18 protein-coding genes are annotated in these 22,973 nt (G+C 33.7%); 13 read left to right on the plus strand and 5 right to left on the minus strand.

What is annotated here, in order from left to right; translation table 11 throughout:
• Positions 1–48: 48 nt before the first annotated feature.
• The 3 genes from AB671_RS07455 to AB671_RS07465 all read right to left on the minus strand — a co-directional run bounded on the left by AB671_RS07455 (position 49) and on the right by AB671_RS07465 (position 5,939).
• Entirely contained in the window at positions 49–3,495 is a 3,447-nt protein-coding gene (locus tag AB671_RS07455; RefSeq protein WP_082987259.1) for a T9SS type A sorting domain-containing protein, read from the minus strand.
• 288 nt (positions 3,496–3,783) lie between these two features.
• Positions 3,784–4,923 carry an EpsG family protein gene (locus tag AB671_RS07460; protein ID WP_066681161.1) on the minus strand — a complete coding sequence of 380 codons (1,140 nt, stop codon included), beginning with the start codon at positions 4,921–4,923 and terminating at the stop codon, positions 3,784–3,786.
• On the minus strand, positions 4,920–5,939 hold the full coding sequence (locus AB671_RS07465; protein WP_228391034.1) for a hypothetical protein: 1,020 nt from the start codon (positions 5,937–5,939) through the stop codon (positions 4,920–4,922). The genes AB671_RS07460 and AB671_RS07465 overlap by 4 nt, the downstream gene beginning before the upstream one ends.
• A 163-nt stretch (positions 5,940–6,102) precedes the next feature.
• On the opposite strand from AB671_RS07465, the gene AB671_RS07470 reads away from it, so the two are divergent.
• From AB671_RS07470 to AB671_RS07495, 6 genes are all read left to right on the plus strand, one after another.
• Positions 6,103–9,756 (plus strand): MMPL family transporter, encoded by a 3,654-nt coding sequence (locus AB671_RS07470; protein ID WP_066681166.1) that lies wholly within the window; start codon positions 6,103–6,105, stop codon positions 9,754–9,756.
• Between the two features lie 42 nt (positions 9,757–9,798).
• Positions 9,799–10,713 (plus strand): hypothetical protein, encoded by a 915-nt coding sequence (locus tag AB671_RS07475; protein ID WP_066678269.1) that lies wholly within the window; start codon positions 9,799–9,801, stop codon positions 10,711–10,713.
• Positions 10,714–10,715: 2 nt separating this feature from the next.
• Positions 10,716–11,855, plus strand: coding sequence for a beta-ketoacyl-ACP synthase III (locus tag AB671_RS07480; protein ID WP_066678268.1), 1,140 nt, complete (start codon positions 10,716–10,718; stop codon positions 11,853–11,855).
• On the plus strand, positions 11,855–12,286 hold the full coding sequence (locus AB671_RS07485) for a hypothetical protein (RefSeq protein WP_066678267.1): 432 nt from the start codon (positions 11,855–11,857) through the stop codon (positions 12,284–12,286). Before AB671_RS07480 ends, AB671_RS07485 begins: the two co-directional genes overlap by 1 nt.
• Positions 12,287–12,314: 28 nt before the next feature.
• Complete coding sequence (locus tag AB671_RS07490) at positions 12,315–12,758, plus strand: ABC transporter permease (protein ID WP_066678266.1); 444 nt, start codon at positions 12,315–12,317, stop codon at positions 12,756–12,758.
• A gap of 87 nt (positions 12,759–12,845) precedes the next feature.
• Positions 12,846–13,112, plus strand: a complete 267-nt coding sequence (locus AB671_RS07495) for a hypothetical protein (protein ID WP_066678264.1) — start codon at positions 12,846–12,848, stop codon at positions 13,110–13,112.
• A gap of 75 nt (positions 13,113–13,187) precedes the next feature.
• On the opposite strand, the gene AB671_RS07500 is transcribed toward AB671_RS07495, so the two are convergent.
• On the minus strand, positions 13,188–13,535 hold the full coding sequence (locus AB671_RS07500; protein WP_066678262.1) for a hypothetical protein: 348 nt from the start codon (positions 13,533–13,535) through the stop codon (positions 13,188–13,190).
• Positions 13,536–13,873: 338 nt separating this feature from the next.
• The gene (locus AB671_RS07505; RefSeq protein WP_066678259.1) at positions 13,874–16,786 is read right to left on the minus strand and encodes a M16 family metallopeptidase; all 2,913 of its coding nucleotides are present in this window, start codon (positions 16,784–16,786) and stop codon (positions 13,874–13,876) included.
• 112 nt (positions 16,787–16,898) lie between these two features.
• On the opposite strand from AB671_RS07505, the gene AB671_RS07510 reads away from it, so the two are divergent.
• The 7 genes from AB671_RS07510 to AB671_RS07540 all read left to right on the plus strand — a co-directional run bounded on the left by AB671_RS07510 (position 16,899) and on the right by AB671_RS07540 (position 22,972).
• A complete protein-coding gene (locus AB671_RS07510) occupies positions 16,899–17,105 on the plus strand; it encodes a hypothetical protein (protein WP_066678257.1) in 207 nt (68 codons plus the stop codon).
• A gap of 363 nt (positions 17,106–17,468) precedes the next feature.
• On the plus strand, positions 17,469–17,873 hold the full coding sequence (locus tag AB671_RS07515) for a hypothetical protein (protein WP_066678255.1): 405 nt from the start codon (positions 17,469–17,471) through the stop codon (positions 17,871–17,873).
• Between the two features lie 3 nt (positions 17,874–17,876).
• Positions 17,877–18,872: a BtrH N-terminal domain-containing protein gene (locus AB671_RS07520; RefSeq protein WP_066678253.1), complete on the plus strand. Its 996-nt coding sequence runs from the start codon at positions 17,877–17,879 to the stop codon at positions 18,870–18,872.
• 1 nt (position 18,873) lies between these two features.
• On the plus strand, positions 18,874–19,626 hold the full coding sequence (locus AB671_RS07525) for an ABC transporter ATP-binding protein (RefSeq protein WP_066678251.1): 753 nt from the start codon (positions 18,874–18,876) through the stop codon (positions 19,624–19,626).
• Entirely contained in the window at positions 19,616–20,878 is a 1,263-nt protein-coding gene (locus AB671_RS07530; RefSeq protein ID WP_066678249.1) for an ABC transporter permease, read from the plus strand. Before AB671_RS07525 ends, AB671_RS07530 begins: the two co-directional genes overlap by 11 nt.
• A 535-nt stretch (positions 20,879–21,413) precedes the next feature.
• Entirely contained in the window at positions 21,414–21,833 is a 420-nt protein-coding gene (locus tag AB671_RS07535) for an acyl-CoA thioesterase (protein ID WP_066678247.1), read from the plus strand.
• The gene (locus AB671_RS07540; protein ID WP_066678246.1) at positions 21,830–22,972 is read left to right on the plus strand and encodes a beta-ketoacyl synthase N-terminal-like domain-containing protein; all 1,143 of its coding nucleotides are present in this window, start codon (positions 21,830–21,832) and stop codon (positions 22,970–22,972) included. The genes AB671_RS07535 and AB671_RS07540 overlap by 4 nt, the downstream gene beginning before the upstream one ends.
• The last annotated feature ends 1 nt before the right edge of the window (position 22,973 follow it).

Here is a 22,973-nt window from a genome sequence, read left to right on the forward strand (position 1 = left end):
TCTATTTTGCTTATTAAGCTTAAAATATTACAAAAATGAAAGTTTAAATTACTTTTTTATGATTTTAACTAAGGCTTCAGAATTATTAATTCTTACTAAATAAACACCTTGAACCAATGATGAAACACTCGTTTGTGTATTTTCAAATTTACCAGATTTCACCAACTGTCCTGAAGCATTATAAATCTGATAGTGATACTCTTTGTTTTCAGTGGCTTTAATGTAAAGTACATCTTTCACCGGATTTGGGAAAAGAACAATTTTATTTTCTTTTACTTTTTCTGAAATTTCAGATTTGCTGAAAACATTTGAGGCTTTCATTGTAGAGCCAGGCGTTACAGGAATTGCAGGAATAGGCCCTTCTTCAAATCCGTCTTGATTATAGTTTACCTTTACACATCGGCAGTTCATCCCAAAGTACGGGTCATTGTTATCGTGGAAAGCAATGAAACGATCAGTAACTGAAGCTGCATCAAATAAAATATTAATCGGTCTGCCAATATAATTTGAAGCCAAAGCTGCCGTCCAAACACCGGGATACTGAAAATTATTGACTGTATAAGTTCCAACGGGAGTTTGATTCGCCATCACGCTTCTGAAACCACGTGACCCTGCATTTGGATAATTCCCCATTGCATCTGCAGTATTATTGAAAACAAACCCAACACTTGCATTGCTCAAATTTTTCACTTGTACTCCCAAATAATCAGTAACTAAATTATAGCTTGCGGTAATATTTTTATCTTTTTTATACCACGGTGACATCCCAAAGTCTTTATTAGAAACAATAGCAACTCCGGTAAGGTCTGGTATTCTCCATCCTTCGGGACAAGGGTCGAAAGGAGATTTCTTACCCCCTCTTCCCCATCGGTCATTGGCAACATTAGGCTCATCCAACAACCAGTCTGTTCCATTTGTATAATTAGGAACCGCATTATTACGAGGAGCGAAAGAGCTTGGGATCATATAAACCAAAGGATTCTCTACGGAATAAGAAAGCACTTTAGCCACTTTATCGCTCACTTTATCATTTGTCTGAACATTTGCATTGGAAGCATTTGTGTATGTATTGTAAGGAACAATATAATTTCCTGCCATATCATTGTATGATGGCGCCGTAAGTGTATTATATACTATTGCTCCATTTGAATTTACATTTCCTAAAAATATATCATAAGAAGATCTGTCAGCATACTGAAATGAAGGAATTGGGTCTTTTCTTCCCCATTGATACTGTAATCCTGTAGAAGCTTTAATTTTTGCATACTCTTCCGCTGTAGGAGTCAGAGGGTTAGCAACACTAGGAAAGGCATCGATTGCACCTAAATTCCTATCCATAAATTCTGTTTTTAAAACATCACCTTTTGGAACATAATTTACATAATTAGTTGCTGTGGCATTAGGGGCTTCAGTTGCATAAACATTTGTCTCTATTACGCTATCTGTTACCCAAATATGCCATGACCAATAAACAGGATTAGTAATACTACCATTATGCAGCGTAACCACGGCATTTCCGCTTTGGTTAGGATTTACATTAACAACAATTTTAGAATTTGCTAAATCATCTAATGAACCCGGCGAAGGATTAATAACATTTACAGTATTAATCAAATTTGCATTCGTCGCCCATAAAACATTAACTTTTAAATCATTAAAACTAGAAGCATTTAAAATATCTGGATTATTAAGCAACTGACTCTGAACAGCAAAAGCCTTACTTACCGGAATTTCTACAACAGAAGCTTCATCATCTTTTACGATCTGATAGGTATTTGGATTATCTAACCCCACAGTATATTCGGAAACCGTATTGATATATTCGGTAGGAAAGTCATAATTATTAAGTTGATACAATGGATCTTTTATACATCTACAACCATTGGCATCTGAGGTTTTTACCGAAGCCGTTGGTGTATACCAATATCTTCCTTTAATGGTAGGATTTCCAGAATCCGGAACATCAGTTTGACCTTTATCAGGAATCATATACAATAATCGTGATCCTACGGCAGGAGTCACATCAAAATGACGCACCATTGTAGCCGTCCACAAACCTACATGATGTTGATCTGTATATTGCCCTCCCTGAGCATTGATTGCGATTCCTCCAGTTCCAGGAAAAACCCCCATATCAAATCCTCCAGCATTAGATAAATCAAATCCTACATTTGGATAGAGCTTAAATCCTGTCATAAATGCGGGTACATTATTATCATTAGGTTTAATGATATGATAACGATTAGCCTCGAAAGAATTTTTACCTAAAGCAGTTCTCACTCCAAACGGAGAATAATCAATTCTAATATCATCAACATAAGAACCAGAAGCAAGATTTGAAACTAACATTGAAGGAATTCTCCACCCATTAGGACATGGATCAAACGATGATTTATTACGATAGGGTGCATTACTGCTGTGGTAATTATAATATGTGGCAATTTTTCCTTTCGAATTGTCTGACCATAGGTTGAGTTCGGTAAGTCTACTATCAGGCAATGTAGTCGATCTCCCAAACCAGTTAATCATAAGATTTGCATTATTATTGTAATAAGCAGGTCCAGAATTATCGTCTTTATTAACATAAATAAGGCTTAAAGGATTTTTTACCGAAAGCTTGATATTATTATCAACACTAGCACTGGAAATGGGTACAAATTGTCTTAAGTTATCGAAATTCTGTGCGTTATCGAAATTTTTTGCCTGCCTATGACGTACTCTTCCTATAGAACCTGAAACTTCGTAAAAGTCATTACCTCTATCAACCAAAGATGGAATAGGATCTTTTCTACCCCATTGATACAACAGACCCTGATTTTTATTCCAATCATCTGCCGTAATAGAATTACTTAAGGCCCCTAAGTTCCTGTCCATCCATTTCCATTCTGCATCGGGAATAACTTCTAGTGTACCATCGCTTTTTTCTCTTCTAACATTGGTATAACTTTTATAGGTAGATCCGTTTGTAGGATCATCGGTCACCCAAATATGCCATGACCAAAAAATTTCTCCATTTACTCTAAAAACGACAACGGCATTCCCTTCTTTTGATTTGTTTACCGGAACTTTTATTTTAGCACTTTGTCCGGAACCCACAACCTCTAAAGCATAATTTACACCTGATTTAATTAAGCCGTGATTATCTTCCCAAAGCACATCTGCGGTGACAACACCACTTGGAATACCAGAGTAGCCTAAAAATTCATAGCCACTCCACATAGAGTAAGCCTTATTCACGGGAATATAAATTCCGTCATTCATTTGTGAAGGTTCAAAAATATAACTATTCGGAGCCTTCATCCAATCTTTCGCAACTGCCATTTCGATAATTCCGATACTTTGATCCGAAATTCGATTACTTAAAGCATCTGTTTTTAATTTCAACGTTGTTTGTTCAGAATTAGAAAAAGTTTTTTTTGATTCTAAAAGACTCTGAGCATCAGCAGAAAAGAAACAGAAAGCAGCAGCAATACTGTAAAAGTACTTTTTATCCATATTGTAATTTGATTTTGTGATTTGACACTGCAATCTAAAAATAAAATTCACGAAAACATAACATAAATTTAAAATATTCGTAAAATAAAAATATATAAGTAAATTATTTTACAAAATAAACAACCATATTCACATATGTATGAAAATTTCGCTCCAATTATTTCGCGCACAAAAATACAATATCAGACTCAATAAATGCATGAGCCTGAGTTAACATTCATTAATAACGAATGAAAATTTTAAGTGAAAAAGATAGGAAATAAAAATATCGTTAAGTGAGATAAAAACTTAGGGCAGTAAATAATTTTTGTAAAGTTCAGAGGTAAATCTACCGTTTACAATGTTTTTAAAACTTGAAAACACGACAAAGTTGAATAAAAATAGCGCAATAATAAAAGTGTAAATCAACTTTTTTGTATTCGCAGAGACCACATACATCGTATTGGGTATAATTATATAAGAAAAACCAATAAACGCACCTGCTAATCTTGAAGAAAAGATAGGGTTATTTCTGAAAATAAAGTAAAAACATATCCCAATGATTGCATAATTTCGATGATATTCATAATAAGGGAATTTTTCTTTCATTGGTGTATCAAAACAAAACAAAAAGAAAGTAAGAATCATCATCATTACTTCGGGAATACCAAAACCACCATTCATTCGCTGTGCAGTCTGATCAACGTATCCATTAAAACCCTCCACAATCATAACATCGGAAGCAATACCATCTAAGAAAGCTCCAAATGCTCTATAAACCTCAAAAGGAGAAACGAGGACCGAAGCTATAATTAAAATAAGCATCCAAAATTTATTCATCGGAACTCTAGCGATCCAATACATTGGCAAAAATATATAACAAACATTATGAATTCCTGCAGCCAGATAAATACACAAAAGATACATCCAAAGCTTTTTTTCTTTAATAAAGCGTATTGCATAATATACCATAAATGAACCTAAACATTGTCTAATCTGGCCACTTTCCCCGATAAAAAAACCAGGAATAAACATAAATAGCAAAAATGTAAAAGGATAAAAAGTATTATCGCTGATGTATTCCACTTTAAAAAAGACTGTAATCGCAGCAATCACAAGGGTTAACATGTAAAAAGGAGCATTGAAGACATTAATCAGTATCTTATTAATAAGCACAAACAACCACTCGAGTTCCATGGGCTGTGGCCCTTCCATAGACAATGCCTTCATAATGATACTCACATAATCTTTAGTATCAGAATAAATGTAAATACCCACATAACTTCCATAATCCGGACCTACCTCATTTCTTAGTCCAGCCAAAATAATAAGATAACCCGCCAAAAACCAAAGCCATTTTTTTTCTACTTTTTCCCCGTAAACTTCCTGAAAACTGAAAATAAGTATATAAACAAGCGCTATAATATAATATGGATGTAATAAACTCATTTATGCTGTTGAATATTTTTAAACTGATGAGACACAACCACAAATCCCGAAAGAATATGTGGCAAGAAAAGTCTAGACTCCCAAAAAAGCCCGACCAAAGTAATCATTCCCAAATAAGGTAACGAAAAAAATAAATATTTTTTTAAAATGCCCTGCTGCTCTTTATTCCCCAATTGAAAAACAAAATAAAATGCCAAAAATCCAAACAGAAAACCTGAAAGATTATACAAACTTGTAAAATTCTTTACAAAATAAATACCCTCAAAAAAAGAGGCGCTCTGCGGAATCATCATTTTTAGTAAAAAATAAGGCAAAACAAAAGAAATAATTAAAAAGAATATTTCTTTCCAATAAAAAGTATTTTTAAAGTTTTTAAAATCAAAAAAAATAGCTGCAAAAAATGCGATATTAAGACATGAGGTTTCTCTCACAAATGTAGATGTAAGAATAGTTAAGCATAATAAAAGAAAATCTATATTTTTCCTGTGATGATAATATTTTAGAGTAAGCCATGCCCCCGTTACATAAAAAAATATAGAAATCAAATCACAATTTGTTGGTACATACTGTACAATAACGATAAAAAAAACGGCAAGCAAATGAAAAATCCGACGAAGCTTTTTATTAGAAAACTCAGAATTAAAATTTAAAATTTTATTTAAAACTAATGAAGAAGCAACAAAAAAAATAGCGTTAATCAAAAAAATACTATGATAAAACAGCGTTCCGTTTTTTAATAGAAAACTTTTTAATGAGAATAAATAATTATCAACAACAAAATTAACGAAAGCAAAAACTTCCATCATCAGAAAATTTGGAATAACCCTGTAAGCATACACAGAAGAAAACATAAAATCTGGAGGCTCCTCCATCGATTTCAATTTTGCATAAGAAGATTCAAACCCATAATAAGACATGAAAAACAGCAGAAACGGTAAAATTACTACAAACAGAAATCCGGATAATTTTTCATCAACTATTTTCAACATACAAAACTGCTGTGCCTTTAAAAACATTTTTCTGCTATCTATAACTTAGCAGGGAGGGAATTTTTACAAAAGTAAAAGATTTTTTCATTTTATCTTAAATATTTTACTGATTTTCAGTGAAAACTTATTAAATAATTGTTTTAAACTAATCCTGAAAAATATAAATTTGCAGACTTGATTTTACAAACTCATGCATCGTTTTTTCATCCATTTATATTACCTGATTTCCAAAAACCGAATTATTTCTGTTGCTGTAGCATTGGGAATTCTTATTATTTGTGGCTTTTTTGCTTCGAAAATTAATTTTGAAGAAGATATTAATCAGATTATTCCTAAAAATGAAAAGTCAGATTTGACTGCGAAGGTTCTGCAACAGCTCAACTTTTCAGACAAAATCATTGTTATTATTGAGAAAAAATCTAATGACGATAGTTTTCAACTTTCAGAAACCGCCGATACTTTTTTAAATAAAATTGAACCTTTAAAAAAATACATCGGTTCGGTTCAAGGAAAAGTAAATGATAATGAAATTTCAGAGACCTTCGATTTTGTCAATCAGAATCTCCCTTTATTTTTAAACGAAAATGATTACGCTGAAATCGAAAGAAAGCTCAACAAAGACAGCATTGCCAAACAAGTTGAGAATAATTATGTTTCGCTGGTTTCGCCTACAAGTTTAGTCACTAAAGATTTCATCAAAAAAGACCCTCTCGGAATTACTTTTCTCGGAATCAAAAAACTGAATTCGCTCAACATCAGCAAAGATTTTAAGCTTGAAGACAATTATATCGTTACCAAAGATGGGAAAAACCTTTTGCTTTTTATCGACCCGAAAAATAAAAGCAACGATACCAAAAACAACGAAGTTTTCGTTAATCAGCTCAATGAAATAAAAGATAATATCAACAAACAATTCAAAGGAAAAACCGGAATCAGCTATTTCGGGTCGCCCGTAATTGCGGTTGCCAATGCTCAGCAAATCAAAAAAGACATCCAAAATACGGTGATTATTTCAATGACGGTCTTGTTGGTTTTGCTGATGTATTATTTCAGAAATTTCTTTACACCACTGATTGTTTTTTTGCCAACGGTTTTTGCCGTTTTCATTTCACTGATGATTTTATACTTTATTAAAGATAAAATTTCGGCAATTTCGCTCAGTGTTGGTGCGATTCTCATCGGGATTACGATAGATTATGCGCTTCACATTCTCACGCATTACAAGCATAACAATAATATTGAAGAGCTCTACAAAGAAATTACACAACCGATTATTCTGAGCAGCGCAACGACAGCGGTTTCTTTTTTATGTTTGATTTTTGTGCGTTCTGAAGCCTTGAAAGACCTCGGACTTTTTGCTTCAATTACCGTTTTTCTGTCTTCTTTTGCAGCTTTAATTATTGTTCCGCAATTGTATCATCCGAAAGAAAGCAACGAAAAAACCAACACCAATTTTATCGATAAAATAGGGAGTTATCCTTACGAAAAAAACAAACCTTTGATTATCGGCTGTTCGTTGATGATTATTGCGTGTCTTTTTGGGTTCAGACATGTTGGTTTTAATGAAGATATTGGTGATTTAAATTACATTCCAAAAGATTTAAAAATAAGTGAAGCGAAGCTTGAAAAACTGTCCGACATCACTTCAAAATCGATTTACACTATTTCTTACGGAAACTCTGAAAATGAAGCTTTAACAAGAAATTCTCAGCTGAGTCAGTTTTTGGAAAAAGAAAAACAGGACGGGAAAATCTTAAGCTATAACTCTATCGGAAATGTGGTTTTATCAGAAAAAGACCAACAGAAAAAAGTAGAACAATGGAATCAGTTTTGGAGTCAAAATAAAAAAAATGAGACCATTTCTGAATTGGTGAATAATGGAAACAAATTTGGCTTCAACGCTTCTGCATTTAATCAGTTTAATGAAAATTTAAATAAACCTTACTCTACTTTAAGTTTAAAAGATTACGAAAAAATAAAAGCGCTGCAAATCTCAGAATTCCTCAGCAACGAAAATGGATTTTATACCGTTTCGAACGTTGTGAAATTGGATGAGAAAAACAGAGACGCCTTCATCAAAGAGGTCGAAAAAACGCACGAAGCTTTAGCAATCGACCGTCAACAGATGAATGAGAACTTTTTAGGCTTACTGAAACGAGATTTTAATACGTTGATTAACTATTCTCTTTTAGCAATTGTTTTAACGATTATTGTTTTCTTCAGAAATTTCGAATTGTCACTTTTAACAATGTTTCCTATTGTTTTAACAGGAGTCGTTACCGCAGGAATTCTTTATTTCTTAGGTTTAGAACTCAATATTTTCAGTACAGTTGTCTGTACTTTGGTTTTCGGAGTTGGGGATGATTTCAGTATTTTCCTCACAAAAGCAATGCAGAAAGAACATACAAATGGGAAAAACGAACTTCCAACTTACAGAACATCTATTATTCTGGCGGTTTTCACAACCATTTTATCCATCGGTTCATTAATTTTTGCAAAACATCCGGCTTTACATTCTTTAGCTTTGGTTGCTTTAATCGGGATGTTTTCAGTGATTGTGATTACCTCCACTTTATATCCGTTTTGGTTTAGATTTTTGATTATTAACAGACAAAAGAAAGGATTATCACCCATTACTTTGAGGTTATTTTTACGTTCAGTCTTCTCATTTATATATTATGGTTTGGGTGGACTTATTTTTTCTTTCTTCGGACATTTCTTCATCAAAAAAGCCAAAGGAAAAACATTAGACAACATCAAAAAAGCCATTGCTTTATTTTTAAAGTCTGTTTTACACCTTACCCCATTTGTAAAGAAAACTGTAATAAGAAATCCCAACGAAGATTTCAGCAAACCAGCAGTAATTATTGCCAATCACACCTCATTTCTCGATACTTTGGCGATTGCAATGACAACACATAAGATTGTTTATTTGGTGAATGACTGGGTTTGGAACTCTCCTGTTTTTGGTAAGCTGGTAAGAGCTTTAGGCTTTTTTCCTGTTTCTCAAGGCATCGAAAATGGCAAAGAAAAATTAAAAGAAAAAATCGACCAAGGGTATTCATTAGTGGTTTTCCCTGAAGCAGAAAGGTCTTACACCAATGATGTAAAGCGCTTCCATAAAGGAGCTTTTTATCTGGCTGAAGAATTCGGATTGGATATTTTACCACTTTACATTCACGGAAATTCTGAAGTACAACCAAAAGGAGACTTCATTATCTACGACGGAAGTATTACGGTAAAAGTAGGCGACAGAATCAATAAAGACGATTTAAATTTTGGTACAGATTATTCAGAAAGAACGAAAAAAATCAATGCTTATTTCAGAGATGAGTTTGCGAAACTGAGAAATGAAATTGAAGACGAAAATTATTTTAAAAAGAAACTGTTTTTAAGCTATTTATATAAAGAAAATGAAGTCGTAAAACCCGTAAAAGGCGATTTCAACAAAAACAAGTCGGTTTATTTTGAACTGAATAAACACATTGCGAGCGATGCAACCGTTTTTCATATTGCAGATGATTTTGGGCAGAAAGATATTTTGCTGACATTACAACAAGCCGGAAGAAGAGTTTTCAGTTTCATCAATGATAACGAAAAAAGACTGGTTGCAAAAAACAATTATCTGGTGCAGAGACGAAAAATAATCTATATCGATAACTTATCAGAAATTAATAAAAAAGCTGATGTTCTTTTAATTTCTGACGAGAATTTTAATATTAAAGATATTAAAGATTTACCAGAGACCATTATTTTTTTAAATATTAAAAATCAAACTTTTGAAAATGAAAATTTCAAGCAAATATTTAACTCAGAATCAATAAAAGTATTTAGATATGTATAATATCTATGAAAATCATATTTTTGTAATCCATAAAATAGATTAATGCAAAAAAATATACTTGTCATTTATTACACTCAAACCGGGCAACTGGAGGATATTGTAAGAAATATTGCACAGCCTTTTGAAGATAAAAAAGACGAATATAAAGTAACTTATTACAACATTCAGCTTAAAAAAGATTTTCCTTTTCCTTGGCCGAGTGATGTTTTCTTCAACACCTTTCCCGAATCTTATTTACAAATTCCTAGCGAAATTCTTCCACCACCGGAAGAAGTGCTCAATACTAAATTTGATTTAATTCTTTTCGGATATCAGGTTTGGTATCTTACGCCGTCCATTCCGATTATTTCATTTTTGAAAAGCGGTTTTGCAGCTGATATTTTAAAGAATACGCCAGTTGTAACCATTTCAGCAACCAGAAATATGTGGATGCTTTCACAGGAAAAACTGAAAGTATATTTAAAGAATTTTGACGCTAAATTAGTCGGAAATATTGCATTAGTAGACAGAAGAGACAATTACACAAGTGTTTTGACCATTCTAAGATGGTTAACAACCGGACAAAAAGAAAAATCAGGAATTCTTCCTGCAGCTGGAGTTTCGGATGAAGAAATCAACGGAGCCGGAAAATACGGTAAGATTATTGAGAGACATTTAAAAAATAATGATTTAGCTAATCTTCAACCTGATTTGGTAAAGAACGGCGCTGTAGAAATCAGAGCCTTCCTTGTGAGAGTTGAAAAAGTAGGGAATAAAATTTTTACCATTTGGTCTAATTTGATTATCAAGAAAAAAGAAAAACGACCATTGCTGATAAAATTCTTTAAGGTATATTTGATGGCAGCAATTTGGATCATTTCACCCATTGTGTTGATTTTTCATATCTTGCTAGCTCCAATTTTATGGACAAAAAGACAAAAACAGAAAAAATATTTACAAGGAATTAATTTAAAATAGGAATGTACGACGTATTTATAACAAAAGCATCCACATACTTGCCGAATGAGCCGGTTTCTAATGATGAAATGGAAAGCTATCTTGGCTTGGTAAATAATACACCTTCTAAGGCAAGAGCCTTAATTCTAAGGAACAACAAAATCACTACGAGATATTACGCTTTAGATAAAAACGGAAATCCGACACACACCAACGCACAGATTACGGCAAAAGCGGTGGAAGGACTTTTTGATGAAAACTTCAAAAAAGAAGATATGACATTATTGTCTGTGGGAACTACTTCTCCAGACCAAATTCAGCCTTCTCATGCGTCAATGGTTCATGGTGAGCTTAACATCGGAAAATCTATCGAAATTAATACCGCAACCGGACTTTGTAATTCGGGAATGAACGCTTTGAATTATGGATTCCTGAATGTAAAAGCAGGAATTAAAGACCATGCTGTCTGTGTAGGCTCTGAAAGAATGTCTTCATGGATGACTGCCGATAAATTTGACCATGAAGCAGAAAACTTAAAACTTTTAGAAGAAAGACCTATCATTGCCTTCAAAAGAGAGTTTTTAAGATGGATGCTTTCCGACGGAGCCGGAGCTTTTTTATTGGAAAACAAACCAAGAGAAAACGAAATTTCTTTAAAAATCGATTGGATTGATTTCTATTCTTACGCTCACGAAATTGAAGCTTGTATGTATTCTGGTTGTGAAAAGCAAGAAGACGGCAGCCTAAAATCATGGGCAGATTACCCTTCTGACGAATGGCTGAAGCAGTCTATTTTTGCTTTAAAACAAGACACTAAGATTTTAGATAAATATATTCTAGTAAAAGGTGCCGAAAGCTTGAGAGCATCTTTTGATAAACATCAGCTTGATCCTGAAACCATAGATCACGTTTTGGCTCACATTTCTTCAGGTTATTTTAAAGAAGGTTTAAAGAATGAATTTGCCAACGTAGGGCTTGATTTCCCTTGGGAGAAATGGTTCTACAATCTTTCAGAAATTGGAAATATCGGAGCAGGATCTATTTTCGTTGCCGTTGAGCAATTAATGAATTCAGGAAATTTAAAAAAAGGCGAAAAAGTACTTCTTTGCGTTCCTGAAAGTGGAAGATTTGCTTATTCTTGTGCTTTATTAACGGTTTGCTAATGGAGCTTTCTTTACCAACATCTGACCAAAATTTTGTTGAAAGTCTAATTCCGCAGAAGTTTCCCTTTGTGATGGTGAATGCCATTTCAGAATATTCTGAAGAGCATTTGATATCGGGCTTTACCATTACCGAAGAAAATATTTTTGTGCATGAAGGTGTTTTTCAGGCTTCTGGTTTGATCGAACATCAGGCGCAAAGTGTGGCGCTTCATACAGGATACAAATTTTATCTTTTAGGAAAAGAAGCTCCTACAGGTTACATTGGTGCCATTAAAACCTTTGAAGCACAGACGTTACCTAAAACAGGAGACGAGCTTGTTTCTGAAGTGAAAATCATCAATGAAATGATGGGCGTTACTTTAGTAGAAATTATCACAAAAATCAACGGTGAAATTATTGCTAAATCTGAAATGAAAACGGTCGTTAAATAAAAGAGTCAAGAAAAATGTACCAAGAGCAATGGAATTAAAAGAAGAAAACCTCATCAACATTCATCATTTTTTGCCTCATCGCAATCCGATGTTGATGGCAGATTATATTCTGGAGCTTACTCCGGAAAAGGTGGTGACTTCTTTTGAGATTACTCCAGACAATATTTTTGTACACAACAATCAGTTTGTAGAAGCGGGATTAATTGAACATTCTGCGCAAACCTCATCATCAATTCTTGGGCAAAGTTTCTTCGAAAATCCGGAATCAAACACTAAAGTAATCGGATTTATCACCAACATCAAAAAAATTGAAGTTTTTAGGTTACCTCAAGTTGGTGACAAGATCATTTCTAAAGCTTCCTTGATCTCACAATACGAAAACATCTGCAATATTTTTTGCGAAACTTTTCTGGATGATCAGTTGCTGATTCGTACCCAAATCAGTTTGTTTATTCAAGAAATAGAATCATAAAATTTTTTAATATAAAATAAGAAGCCAACTTTAAAGTTTGGCTTTTTTTATTGGCCAAATTCTCGATATATTTGAGAAAATAAAGTTATGAGCGTAAAAGTAAGATTCTATTCGTACGATATTAAATTTGAGTTTAGAAATTCTGTAGAATTTCCGGTAGCTCCGCAAGTTGGAGATGAGGTAAATCTGATCTCTTTTTTCAAACACGAGAGCTCAGAAAGAATCGAGTATTATGAGAACATGGAAGATTTAGGCTTATACAATAATGCCTTAGTTGTAGAACGTACCTGGTGCAATGATTTAGAAAAGAATGAAATTTATCTTTTGGTACAATTGAAATATAAGAGGAAGTAAAAACTATTGAAGGATGAAAACAAAAACCATATAGCAAGATTTGTTGATTGAAATAAAAAAGTAAGGTATTTCTAGTCAATTTTTTAAGCCTTCATATTTGTTTTGATGCTGCAAAACTTTCGTGCCCAAAATAAACATTAGTAAAGCTAAAATTCCAAAAAAAGCAGTTCCCAGATAATTATTTTTCAAATGTGCTTTACGATAATCTTCTAGCAAGAGATAGTTTGATTTACTATTTTTAATTTCAACGACACTTATTTTTTCAGGGTGAAGAATATTCTCTGGAAATGGTATTTTTTCTTTTTTTACAATTTTCCTTCTGAATTCCACGTCCTCAATGAAAAACGTGATAGAATCTCCCATTTTGTTCTCATCTGTCAATTTCTCAGAATAGGTATCGTCTAAAGAAACAGTTCCTATCATGAAATCTATTTCGGGATAGTTTTTTAGTTTAATTATTAAAGATTTTTTACCACGACCCCCAGTTTCTTTTTTTATATCATCTTTTAGAATTCCGGTGATTTTTGCAATATTCTTTTCATTGGGTAATTCAGAAGTGATAAATTTAAAAGCAATAAACAGAAAAACTAAACTGCAGGCAAATGCAATCCAAATTAGCTTCTTATTTTCTATACTCTCTTTTATGGTAGATTTAGTTTTGTTATACGGATAAAATCAAATATACAATCTTTTTTGAATGTTATAAAAACAAAAAAATGAGGCATTTCTGCCTCACTTAAAACAATTTATATTAATGAAAATTAATATCCGAAGATCTCTTCTAAAGTCACTTCTTTAAAGTCACCCATTTTGTTGATCGATTCCATTTTCAGGTTTTCTCTTTTCCCGATAATGGCTGTATTGTAGCTCAATGGTTTAATTTCTGTATTGTAGAAACCAGTTAATTGAGGCAATGTCAACGATTGAATTTCAGAATAAACATCTTTTCTGATATCATAATCAACACCTAATTTTTTAAGAGCCATTTGATTATAGAAAATATTTGTTCTGTTGATTCTATTAGATGCAATTTGCTTTAAAGCTGACCCTTTAGAATTCTCAAACTGAGCAGGAATTTGTGGGAAATCTGCCATCAATTCATTCATTGCAGTTACCGCTAAAGGCAATTTATTAGACTGTGTTCCGATATAGTTGGTTACATAGTTCGGATGATCTTTTTCGCTTGCTGTAGCATAAGAAACGTAAGCAGAATATGCCAAAGATTTACTTTCTCTGATCTCCTGGAATACGATTGAAGATAAACCTCTACCAAAATATTCGTTGAAAACATTCGCTTTACCGAAGTTGGCAAGATGTACGTCGCTTCCTTTTGCAATTTTAGACATTTCCATTTGTACCATGTCGTAATTAGCAAAATATACTTTTCCTCCAGTTGCAGGCTCTGCATATACTTTAGCTTTTGCAGGCTGCAAAGTTGCGTTTGCAATAAATGGTTTTACCGCTTTCTCAAGATCTTTCTGGCTTTCTCCGTAAAGGAAAACTTCGTAAGGATAATTATTTAAAGTCTTGATTTTAGACATCAATTCAGTTACATTGATATTCTGAAGTCTTTCTTTAGAAATAATGTCAGTCATTCTAGAATCTTTCCCATATTTAGCATAGTTAGAAAGCGCTGCCATAATTCTGTTCTTATCTTTCTTAGCAACATCTCTAGATTCAAGGATAGTCTTTACCGTTTGGTTGTAAATTGTCTGATCTGCTTTTACGTTTTTCAACCAGTGATCCAACAATTCTACCCCTTTTTTCATATTCCCTTCAAGACCGCTTAATGTAATGAAAGTTTGATCATTAGTTGTTCTGAAGCTATTTGAAATTCCTAATTTGTAGAATTCTTCTTTTAGTTGCTCAGGAGTATATTTATCCGTTCCTAAATACTGTAAAACACTTACACCTAAAGAAAGCTCTTTATCGTTATCTGTTCCGAATGGGAAAATATAACTTACCTGAGCAACTTTATTGTATTTGTTGTTAACGAAACTTACCTTCTTATCTTTGATTTCAGTCGTTGCAATGGCAGTTTTGTAATCAACAAACTGAGGTTTTATTTCTGCAACTTTTGTACTTAAAATATCCTTAAGGAAAGGCGACTGTACATCTCTGTTCAGTTTAATTGGTGTAATTCCCGGGTTTTCTACACGAACCAATTTATCATTCACCCCTTTCTCTTTGTAGATCACAACATAGTTATCTTTAAAGAAATCATTGGCAAATTTTACAACGTCAGATTTTGTAATTTTTTCAAACTGATTAATTTCGTCAAGCTCCTGCTCCCAGGTTCTTTCACCAATATAAGCTCCGTAAAGTGTTGTTGCTAAACCATCCGCAGTTTCCCAACCTTTCATACGCTGTACTCTCATATCATTAATGATAGCTTTCAACATCCATTCAGGAAACTGTCCTTTTTTAATTAAATCAATCTGAGCAAAAAGTAATTTTTTAGCAGCATCAAAACTCTGTCCATCTTTCGGAGTTACATACATATTAAAAGATCCGTATGTGTTTAAAGGTGAAGCATAAGCTCCCGCTCCTAAAGTTGATTGTTTTTGATTGATGTTAAGGTCGATTAAACCTGCATCACCATTGTTGCTCAAGATTTCCCCAACCATCGTTGCCAATCTAGCCTCTTTCGTTCCATTTGAATCGGTTCTCCAAGCGATTGTCATTCTTGGTGTAGATGGGCTCTTTACGGTTCTTGTTACAATAGAGGTCATTGGTTCTTCCGAAACCATTTTCTTCATTGGCAATTCTTTGTATTTGAATGAACCAAAATACTGATCTACCATTTTAATGGTTTTGTCGAAATCAAGATCTCCAACCAAAACTACCGCCATATTATTAGGAACATAATAGGTATCAAAATATTTGTGAATAGCTTCCATTGAAGGGCTCTTCAAATGTTCTGAAGTTCCAATCGTCGTTTGCTGACCGTTTGGATGTTTTGGGAAAAGCGCATCCATTAATGCGTAGTTTACCAAACGTCCGTCGTTATCCTGCGCTCTGTTGAATTCTTCATAAACCGCTTCCAATTCTGTATGGAACAATCTTAAAACCAATTCAGAGAAACGTTCTTTTTCTACTTTAAGCCATTTTTCAAGCTCGTTTGCAGGAATATTATTTTTGTAAACAGTTTCGTCTAACCAAGTATGAGCGTTGGTTCCAGTTGCTCCCAAAGATGAAATTGCTTTGTCGTATTCGTTGGCAATTGCATATTTTGAAGCTTCCTGAGAAACCTCATCTATTTTTTTATACAGTGCTTTTTTCTTTTCAGGATCTTTTTCTGCTTTGTGCTGTTCGTAAAGATCAGAAATTTGCTTTAGTATCGTTTTTTCTTTTGCCCAATCCTGAGTTCCCAAATGTGAAGTCCCTTTGAAAACCATATGCTCCAAGTAATGAGCAAGACCGGTATTATCACTAGGGTCGTTATTAGAACCTGTTCTTACAGGAATATAAGTCTGAATTCTCGGTGCATCATCATTTTTAGCAAGATATACTTTCAAACCATTTTTCAAAGTGTACACTCTTACTCCTGACTGGTCATTCTTCACAGTTTCGAAGCTGTACCCTTGAGCATCCGTTTGTTTCTGCGTTTCAAATTTTTGTGCGGCAGCATGCAACATCACAAAAAGAGAAAGAGAAATAAAAATTTTCTTCATATTGAAATTAATTATTTGATTACATTAGTCTTTACAATTTTTGTTTCGTTACAAATCGTTCACACAATAAAGCAACTTCACCTGCGTTTGATATATAATTAAAATCTATACAATGAAAAGAAAACTTTTAAACATTTTTACAGTCTCAGCAATTATTACAACCATAGGCTTTCTTATGGATGGTGATATAAAAGAACCAAGCATGACAATGCGCTTTACAGAATTTTTTGCAATGATCACCATGCTGTTTCTAGCCATATCTGTAATTTATCTTCCAATAAATTCTCTGACAAAAAAACTTCAGAGAGTACGTCAATAAACTTTAATTCCTTTTTTATTGTTAGAGCGCTGAGATTTTCTTCGCGCTTTTTTATTTTGAAACTTGTTTAAACTTTTTATTTAACCACAAAAGAGGCAAAAGATTTAGATACTTTTATCTAAAGTTGATGAGTACAAAGAAAAAAAACACACAAAAATCTTTAAAAATCTTTGATTTTTTATTCTTTTGAGAACTTTGATAATCTAATAATAGCTTTATAATTATCTTTTGTTCCTTTTGTGGTTAAATTTCAAATTAGTTTAAACAGCTTTTTGGTTAAAAAAAATAGCACAATCTTATGTCCTGCATTTTTATTATTTTAGCCAATTAGATTTTAAAGATAATTAACATCAATATTTTCGGGTGAAAAAGCAAGATCTTCCTCAGGACGAGAGTAATTTACAATCAGCAAATATGACCGAAGTGTTGTATGTGACTGATGAAAATGACAATTACACCACAGCAAACAGCATTGGTTGGGATGCCAAAAAAGCAGCTCTCGAAGAATCGATGGAGCTCATTAATGAACGCATCGAAGAAGCAAAACAAAATGTGGCAAACAATTTGGTAAGTCCTATCGTCTATTTTATGGAATTAAATAAAATGGATATGCAGGTTTTAGCAGCTTACGTTAATATGTGGCAATGGACTGTGAAAAGACATGCAAAACCCAATTTTTTTAAAAAACTCAGCGATTCTACCCTCAAAAAATATGCAGATGCATTTGAGATTTCGGTAGATGAATTAAAAAATTTCAACGGCAAATAAAAAATGAAGATCAATTTTGAACACCACCAAACTGCACATTGCGAAAACGGTGTTGCCTCCAATCTACTTCTCAACAGAGGTCTGAAACTCAGCGAACCTATGATCTTCGGAATCGGGTCAGGTCTGTTTTTTGTATATCTTCCTTTTTTGAAAGTTAATTTTGCTCCGGGTTTTAGTTACCGTCCGATGCCAGGAGCTATTTTCAGCAAAGCAGCAAAAAGATTGGGAATTAAAATTAAAAGACAAAAATTCTCAAATCCTCAGGAAGCTCAAACGGCTTTAGAGAAAAATTTAGAACAAAACATACCTACAGGTTTACAGGTTGGGGTTTTTAACCTTACTTATTTTCCTGAAGAATATAAATTCCATTTCAATGCTCACAATCTTGTAGTTTATGGAAAAGAAGATGGAAAATTCCTCATCAGTGATCCTGTAATGGATTTCGCAACAACATTGTCTGAAGCCGAGCTAGAAAAAGTACGTTATGCAAAAGGTGCACTCGCTCCAAAAGGTCATATGTACTTTCCAACTCACATTCCGGAAAATGTAAATCTGGAAGAAGCGATTAAAAAAGGAATTAAAGATACCTGTAAAAATATGCTGGCTCCAGTTCCGTTAATTGGAGTAAAAGCAATGCGCTGGGTCGCAAAAAGCATCCCGAAATGGGCAGAAAAGAAAGGTACGAAAGTAACCAATCATTATCTTGGGCAATTAATCAGAATGCAGGAAGAAATAGGAACCGGCGGTGGCGGATTCAGATTTATTTACGGTGCATTTTTGCAGGAAGCTGCTGTAATTCTTAAAAATGACGAACTGAAAGAATTGTCTAAAGAAATTACTGCAATCGGCGACCTTTGGAGAGATTTTGCGGTGGATATTGCCAGAGTTTACAAAAACAGAAATTCGAAAAGCGATATTTACAATCAGCTTTCAAAATCAATGCTGCATATTGCCGATTTGGAAGAAGCTTTTTATAAAAAACTGAGAAAAGCGATATAGTTTGGAAAATATCATCGAAATAAAAAACCTTTACAAGAAATACAAAAATTCGGAAGAGTTTTCGGTTAATGATATTTCTTTGAACATCGATAAAAATGAAATCTACGGAATTCTTGGTCCCAACGGAGCTGGAAAAACTACATTGATTTCTATGCTTTCAGGATTAATCAAACCAACTTCAGGAAGTTTTACCATCAACGGGCTGTCACCTAAAAAAGATGCCTCAAAAATCAAACAAATCATTGGTGTTGTTCCTCAAGAATATGCGCTCTACCCTACTTTAACAGCTAAAGAAAATCTTTTATTTTTTGGAAGTTTGTATGGTTTAAAACATAAAAATCTTCACAAAGAAATCGATAATGCTTTAGAATTAATGGGCTTGTCTAAATTCGCCAATAAAAAGGTCGACCAGTTCTCAGGTGGAATGAAACGCCGTTGCAATCTGATTGCAGGAACGCTCCACAACCCAAAAGTATTGTTTCTGGACGAACCGACTGTTGGTGTTGACGTACAGTCCAAAAAAGCAATTATTGATTATCTTTTAGATTTAAATAAAAAAGGAACGTGCATTATTTATACTTCACATCACCTTTCGGAAGCGGAAGAATTCTGCACAAAAATTGCCATCATAGACCACGGAAAAATCCACGCGACAGGAACACCTGAAGAATTGGTTGAAAGAGTTGCCAATGCCGAAAACCTTGAAGATGTTTTCATTTCATTAACCGGAAAAGAATTGAGAGATGTTGTATAAATTGTGGAGAAGTTTCATCAAGGAAATTCAGTTGCTGAAAAGAGATTCAGGTGGAATTGTCATTATATTTTTAATGCCTTTGCTTCTGATTATTACGATTACTTTAATTCAGGATTCTACTTTTAAAAATCTGGAAGGTTCAAAAATTCCGATTATTTTTATTGATAACGATAAATCTGAAATTTCTAAAAACATCAAACTGGAACTGCAACGTAGCAAAACCTTTGATTTACTGACAAATTATGATGAAAAATCTGCTCAAAACGCAGTTTTTTCAGGAGATTATCAAATGGCAATCGTTATTCCTGAAAACTTAACGAAAGATTTAAATTCAAATATCGATTCCAAAGTCCAGACCATTGTCAGTTCATTTGGTTTGGAAAGTGATTCAACGGCGACAAAAGCGGTGGCTTCAAAAACCAAAGATATTCATCTCTATTTCGACCCTGCAACCAACGCAGGTTTCAAAAATTCAGTAATGAACGCCATTAATAAAATGGTTTTTGAAATCGAGAATAAAAAAATATACAAAGCCTTTCAAGACCAATTAGGAACAACCGAAGACCTTGAAAATAAAAGCTTAATTACTTTTAAAGAAATCACTCCGAACAAAGGCAAAGAAGAATTGATGCCAAATTCTGTTCAACACAACGTTCCGGCTTGGGCATTGTTTGCAATTTTCTTTATCGTCGTTCCTTTGTCTATTAATTTAGTTAAAGAAAAAAGTCAGGGAACGAGCGTGAGAGTTCGTGTGAGTCCGACTCCATACTACATCCATATTTTAGGAAAAACATTTACATATCTCATCATTTGCATCATTCAGTTTTTATTGATGGTTGCAGTTGGGGTTTGGCTTTTCCCGTATATGGATTTACCGCAATTTGATGTGACCGGAAAAATGTTCCACCTTATCATTGTCACTCTTTTTGCAGGATTGGCAGCGATTGGATTTGGCGTTTTATTGGGAACTGTTGCAAAAACTCAGGAACAATCTGCGCCGTTTGGAGCGACTTCTGTGGTTGTTTTGGCAGCGGTTGGCGGAATTTGGGTTCCTGTTTTTCTGATGCCAGAATTTATGCAAAAAATCGCCGCATTTTCTCCGATGAATTGGGGACTGAATGCCTATTACGATATTATTTTGAGAAACAGCGGACTTGGTGAAATTGCTAAAGAATTGATTTTCTTATTTTTATTTTATATTGCAATGGTTACCATTTCTTTATTTTATGAGAGGAAACAAAATAGTGTTTGATTTATTTTAAGAGCCTAGAACCTGCTGTTCACTATATCTTTTTTCTCATTGCGAATGACGTGAATCAATCTATAGAACTTTTCAGCAATCGCAATGACAAAAAAGGATGCCGTTCCCATCAGGGCTAGGGATTTCGTAGAAAATTCACGTTTTGTCAACCTAATCAAGAGTCCAAACTTTGGCAAAGTTGAAAGTAGAATTAAAATGAATGAATCAACAGAAATATTTGGTTTATGGTTTGTCCGATAAAAATATAAACAAATTTAAGAACTCAATGTTTACAAGATAAACTAACAGTTCGCTCCTCTGGAGCTTTGTTTTTGGGACTTCATTTCTTCCTACTAACAGTACGTCCCGATGGGACTTTGCAAAGCTTCATTAGAAGCGAACTGTTAATAACAAATAGATATTGATTGAATTAAAGCTCTAGAAGAGCGACCTGATAATTGAATTTAAATTTTATCACACAATAAAACATTTGATTATAATTTGTGAAAAACTTTGTGCCCCTTGTGGTTAAAAAAAGAAAATAAAAATGCAGTCTAAAGATTTAACTTGTACCGAGGAAGTTCGCGTACGATTCAACGAAACAGATCCGCTCGGAATTGTTTGGCACGGTCATTATATCGTGTATTTTGAAGATGGAAGAGAAGCTTTCGGAAGACAGCACAGCTTAACTTATCTCGATATTCAGAAAGCAGGATTTGTAACACCGATTGTGAAAAGCACATGCGAACATTTTCTTCCTTTAAAATATGGCGAAACCTTCAACATTGTTACCACTTTTGTAAATTCTGTTTCCGCGAAGTTGATTTACAAATACGAGATTTTCAATCAGCAAAACCAATTGGTTTGTTCAGGAGAAACCATTCAGGTTTTCTTGGATTCTGATAATAATTTATGTTTGTACAATCCTGAGTTTTTTCAAACCTGGAAAGATAAAATGGGTTTATGATAAAAGAAATTTACATTACTGATTACAACTGCGTCACACCTTTAGGTTTTGATATAGAATCAAATTGGAAAGCACTTGTAGAAGGGAAATCCGGTGTAGCTTTGCATCAAGTTAGCGATAATCTTGAAGCTTTTTTTGTTTCTAAAATTGATTCTAAGAAATTGGAAGAGGAATTTAAGAGATTCTTCGACTCCGCTCAGAATGACAACTTTACGAGACTTGAAAAAATGTTTTTATTGAGTTTAAAACCTTTAGTTGAAAAACATCCCATTTCAGATGACACCGCTTTTATCTTATCGACTACAAAAGGAAATATCAGTTTATTAAAAAATAAAACAGATTTACCGGAAGGCGTTTATTTGTCAAAGCTAGCTCAAAAATTAGCTGATTTTTTTGGATTTAAAACTAAACCGATTGTGGTTTCCAACGCCTGTGTTTCCGGAGTAATGGCGATTTCTGTAGCGAAAAATATGATTCAAGCAGGAAAATATAAAGATGCTTTTGTAATTGCAGGAGACGAGATTTCTGAGTTTGTGATTTCAGGATTCAATTCTTTTCAGGCAATCGGAAGCGAACCTTGCAAACCCTACGATAAAAATCGAAACGGAATCAATTTGGGCGAAGCAACTGCTGCAATGTATATTACTTCAACTCCATCAGAAACCAAAAAATTTAGATTTAAAGTTTTAGGAGATTCAGCAATCAATGATGCTAATCACATTTCGGGCCCATCAAGAACTGGCGACGGATTGTTTGCAAGCATTCAAAATGCAATGAAAGAAGCAAAAGTTTCAGCAGAACAAATCGATTTTATTTCCGCTCACGGAACAGCAACCATTTACAACGACGAAATGGAAGCCATCGCTTTCAACCGAATGGAATTACAAAATGTTCCTTTGAATAGTATGAAAGGATATTACGGACATTGTTTAGGAGCTTCAGGTTTATTGGAAAGTATTATTTCTATGGAATCTGCGTTGAATAACATTTTAATTCCGTCTAAAAACTTCGAAGAAATGGGAGTTTCTCAAGATTTAAATATTATTAAAGAAAACCAATCGGCAGAAATCAAATATATTCTGAAAACAGCTTCGGGTTTTGGTGGATGTAATGCAGCAATTGTTTTGGAAAAAGCATAAA

It is taken from the genome of Chryseobacterium sp. BGARF1 (assembly GCF_001677955.1).
Taxonomy (GTDB): domain Bacteria; phylum Bacteroidota; class Bacteroidia; order Flavobacteriales; family Weeksellaceae; genus Chryseobacterium.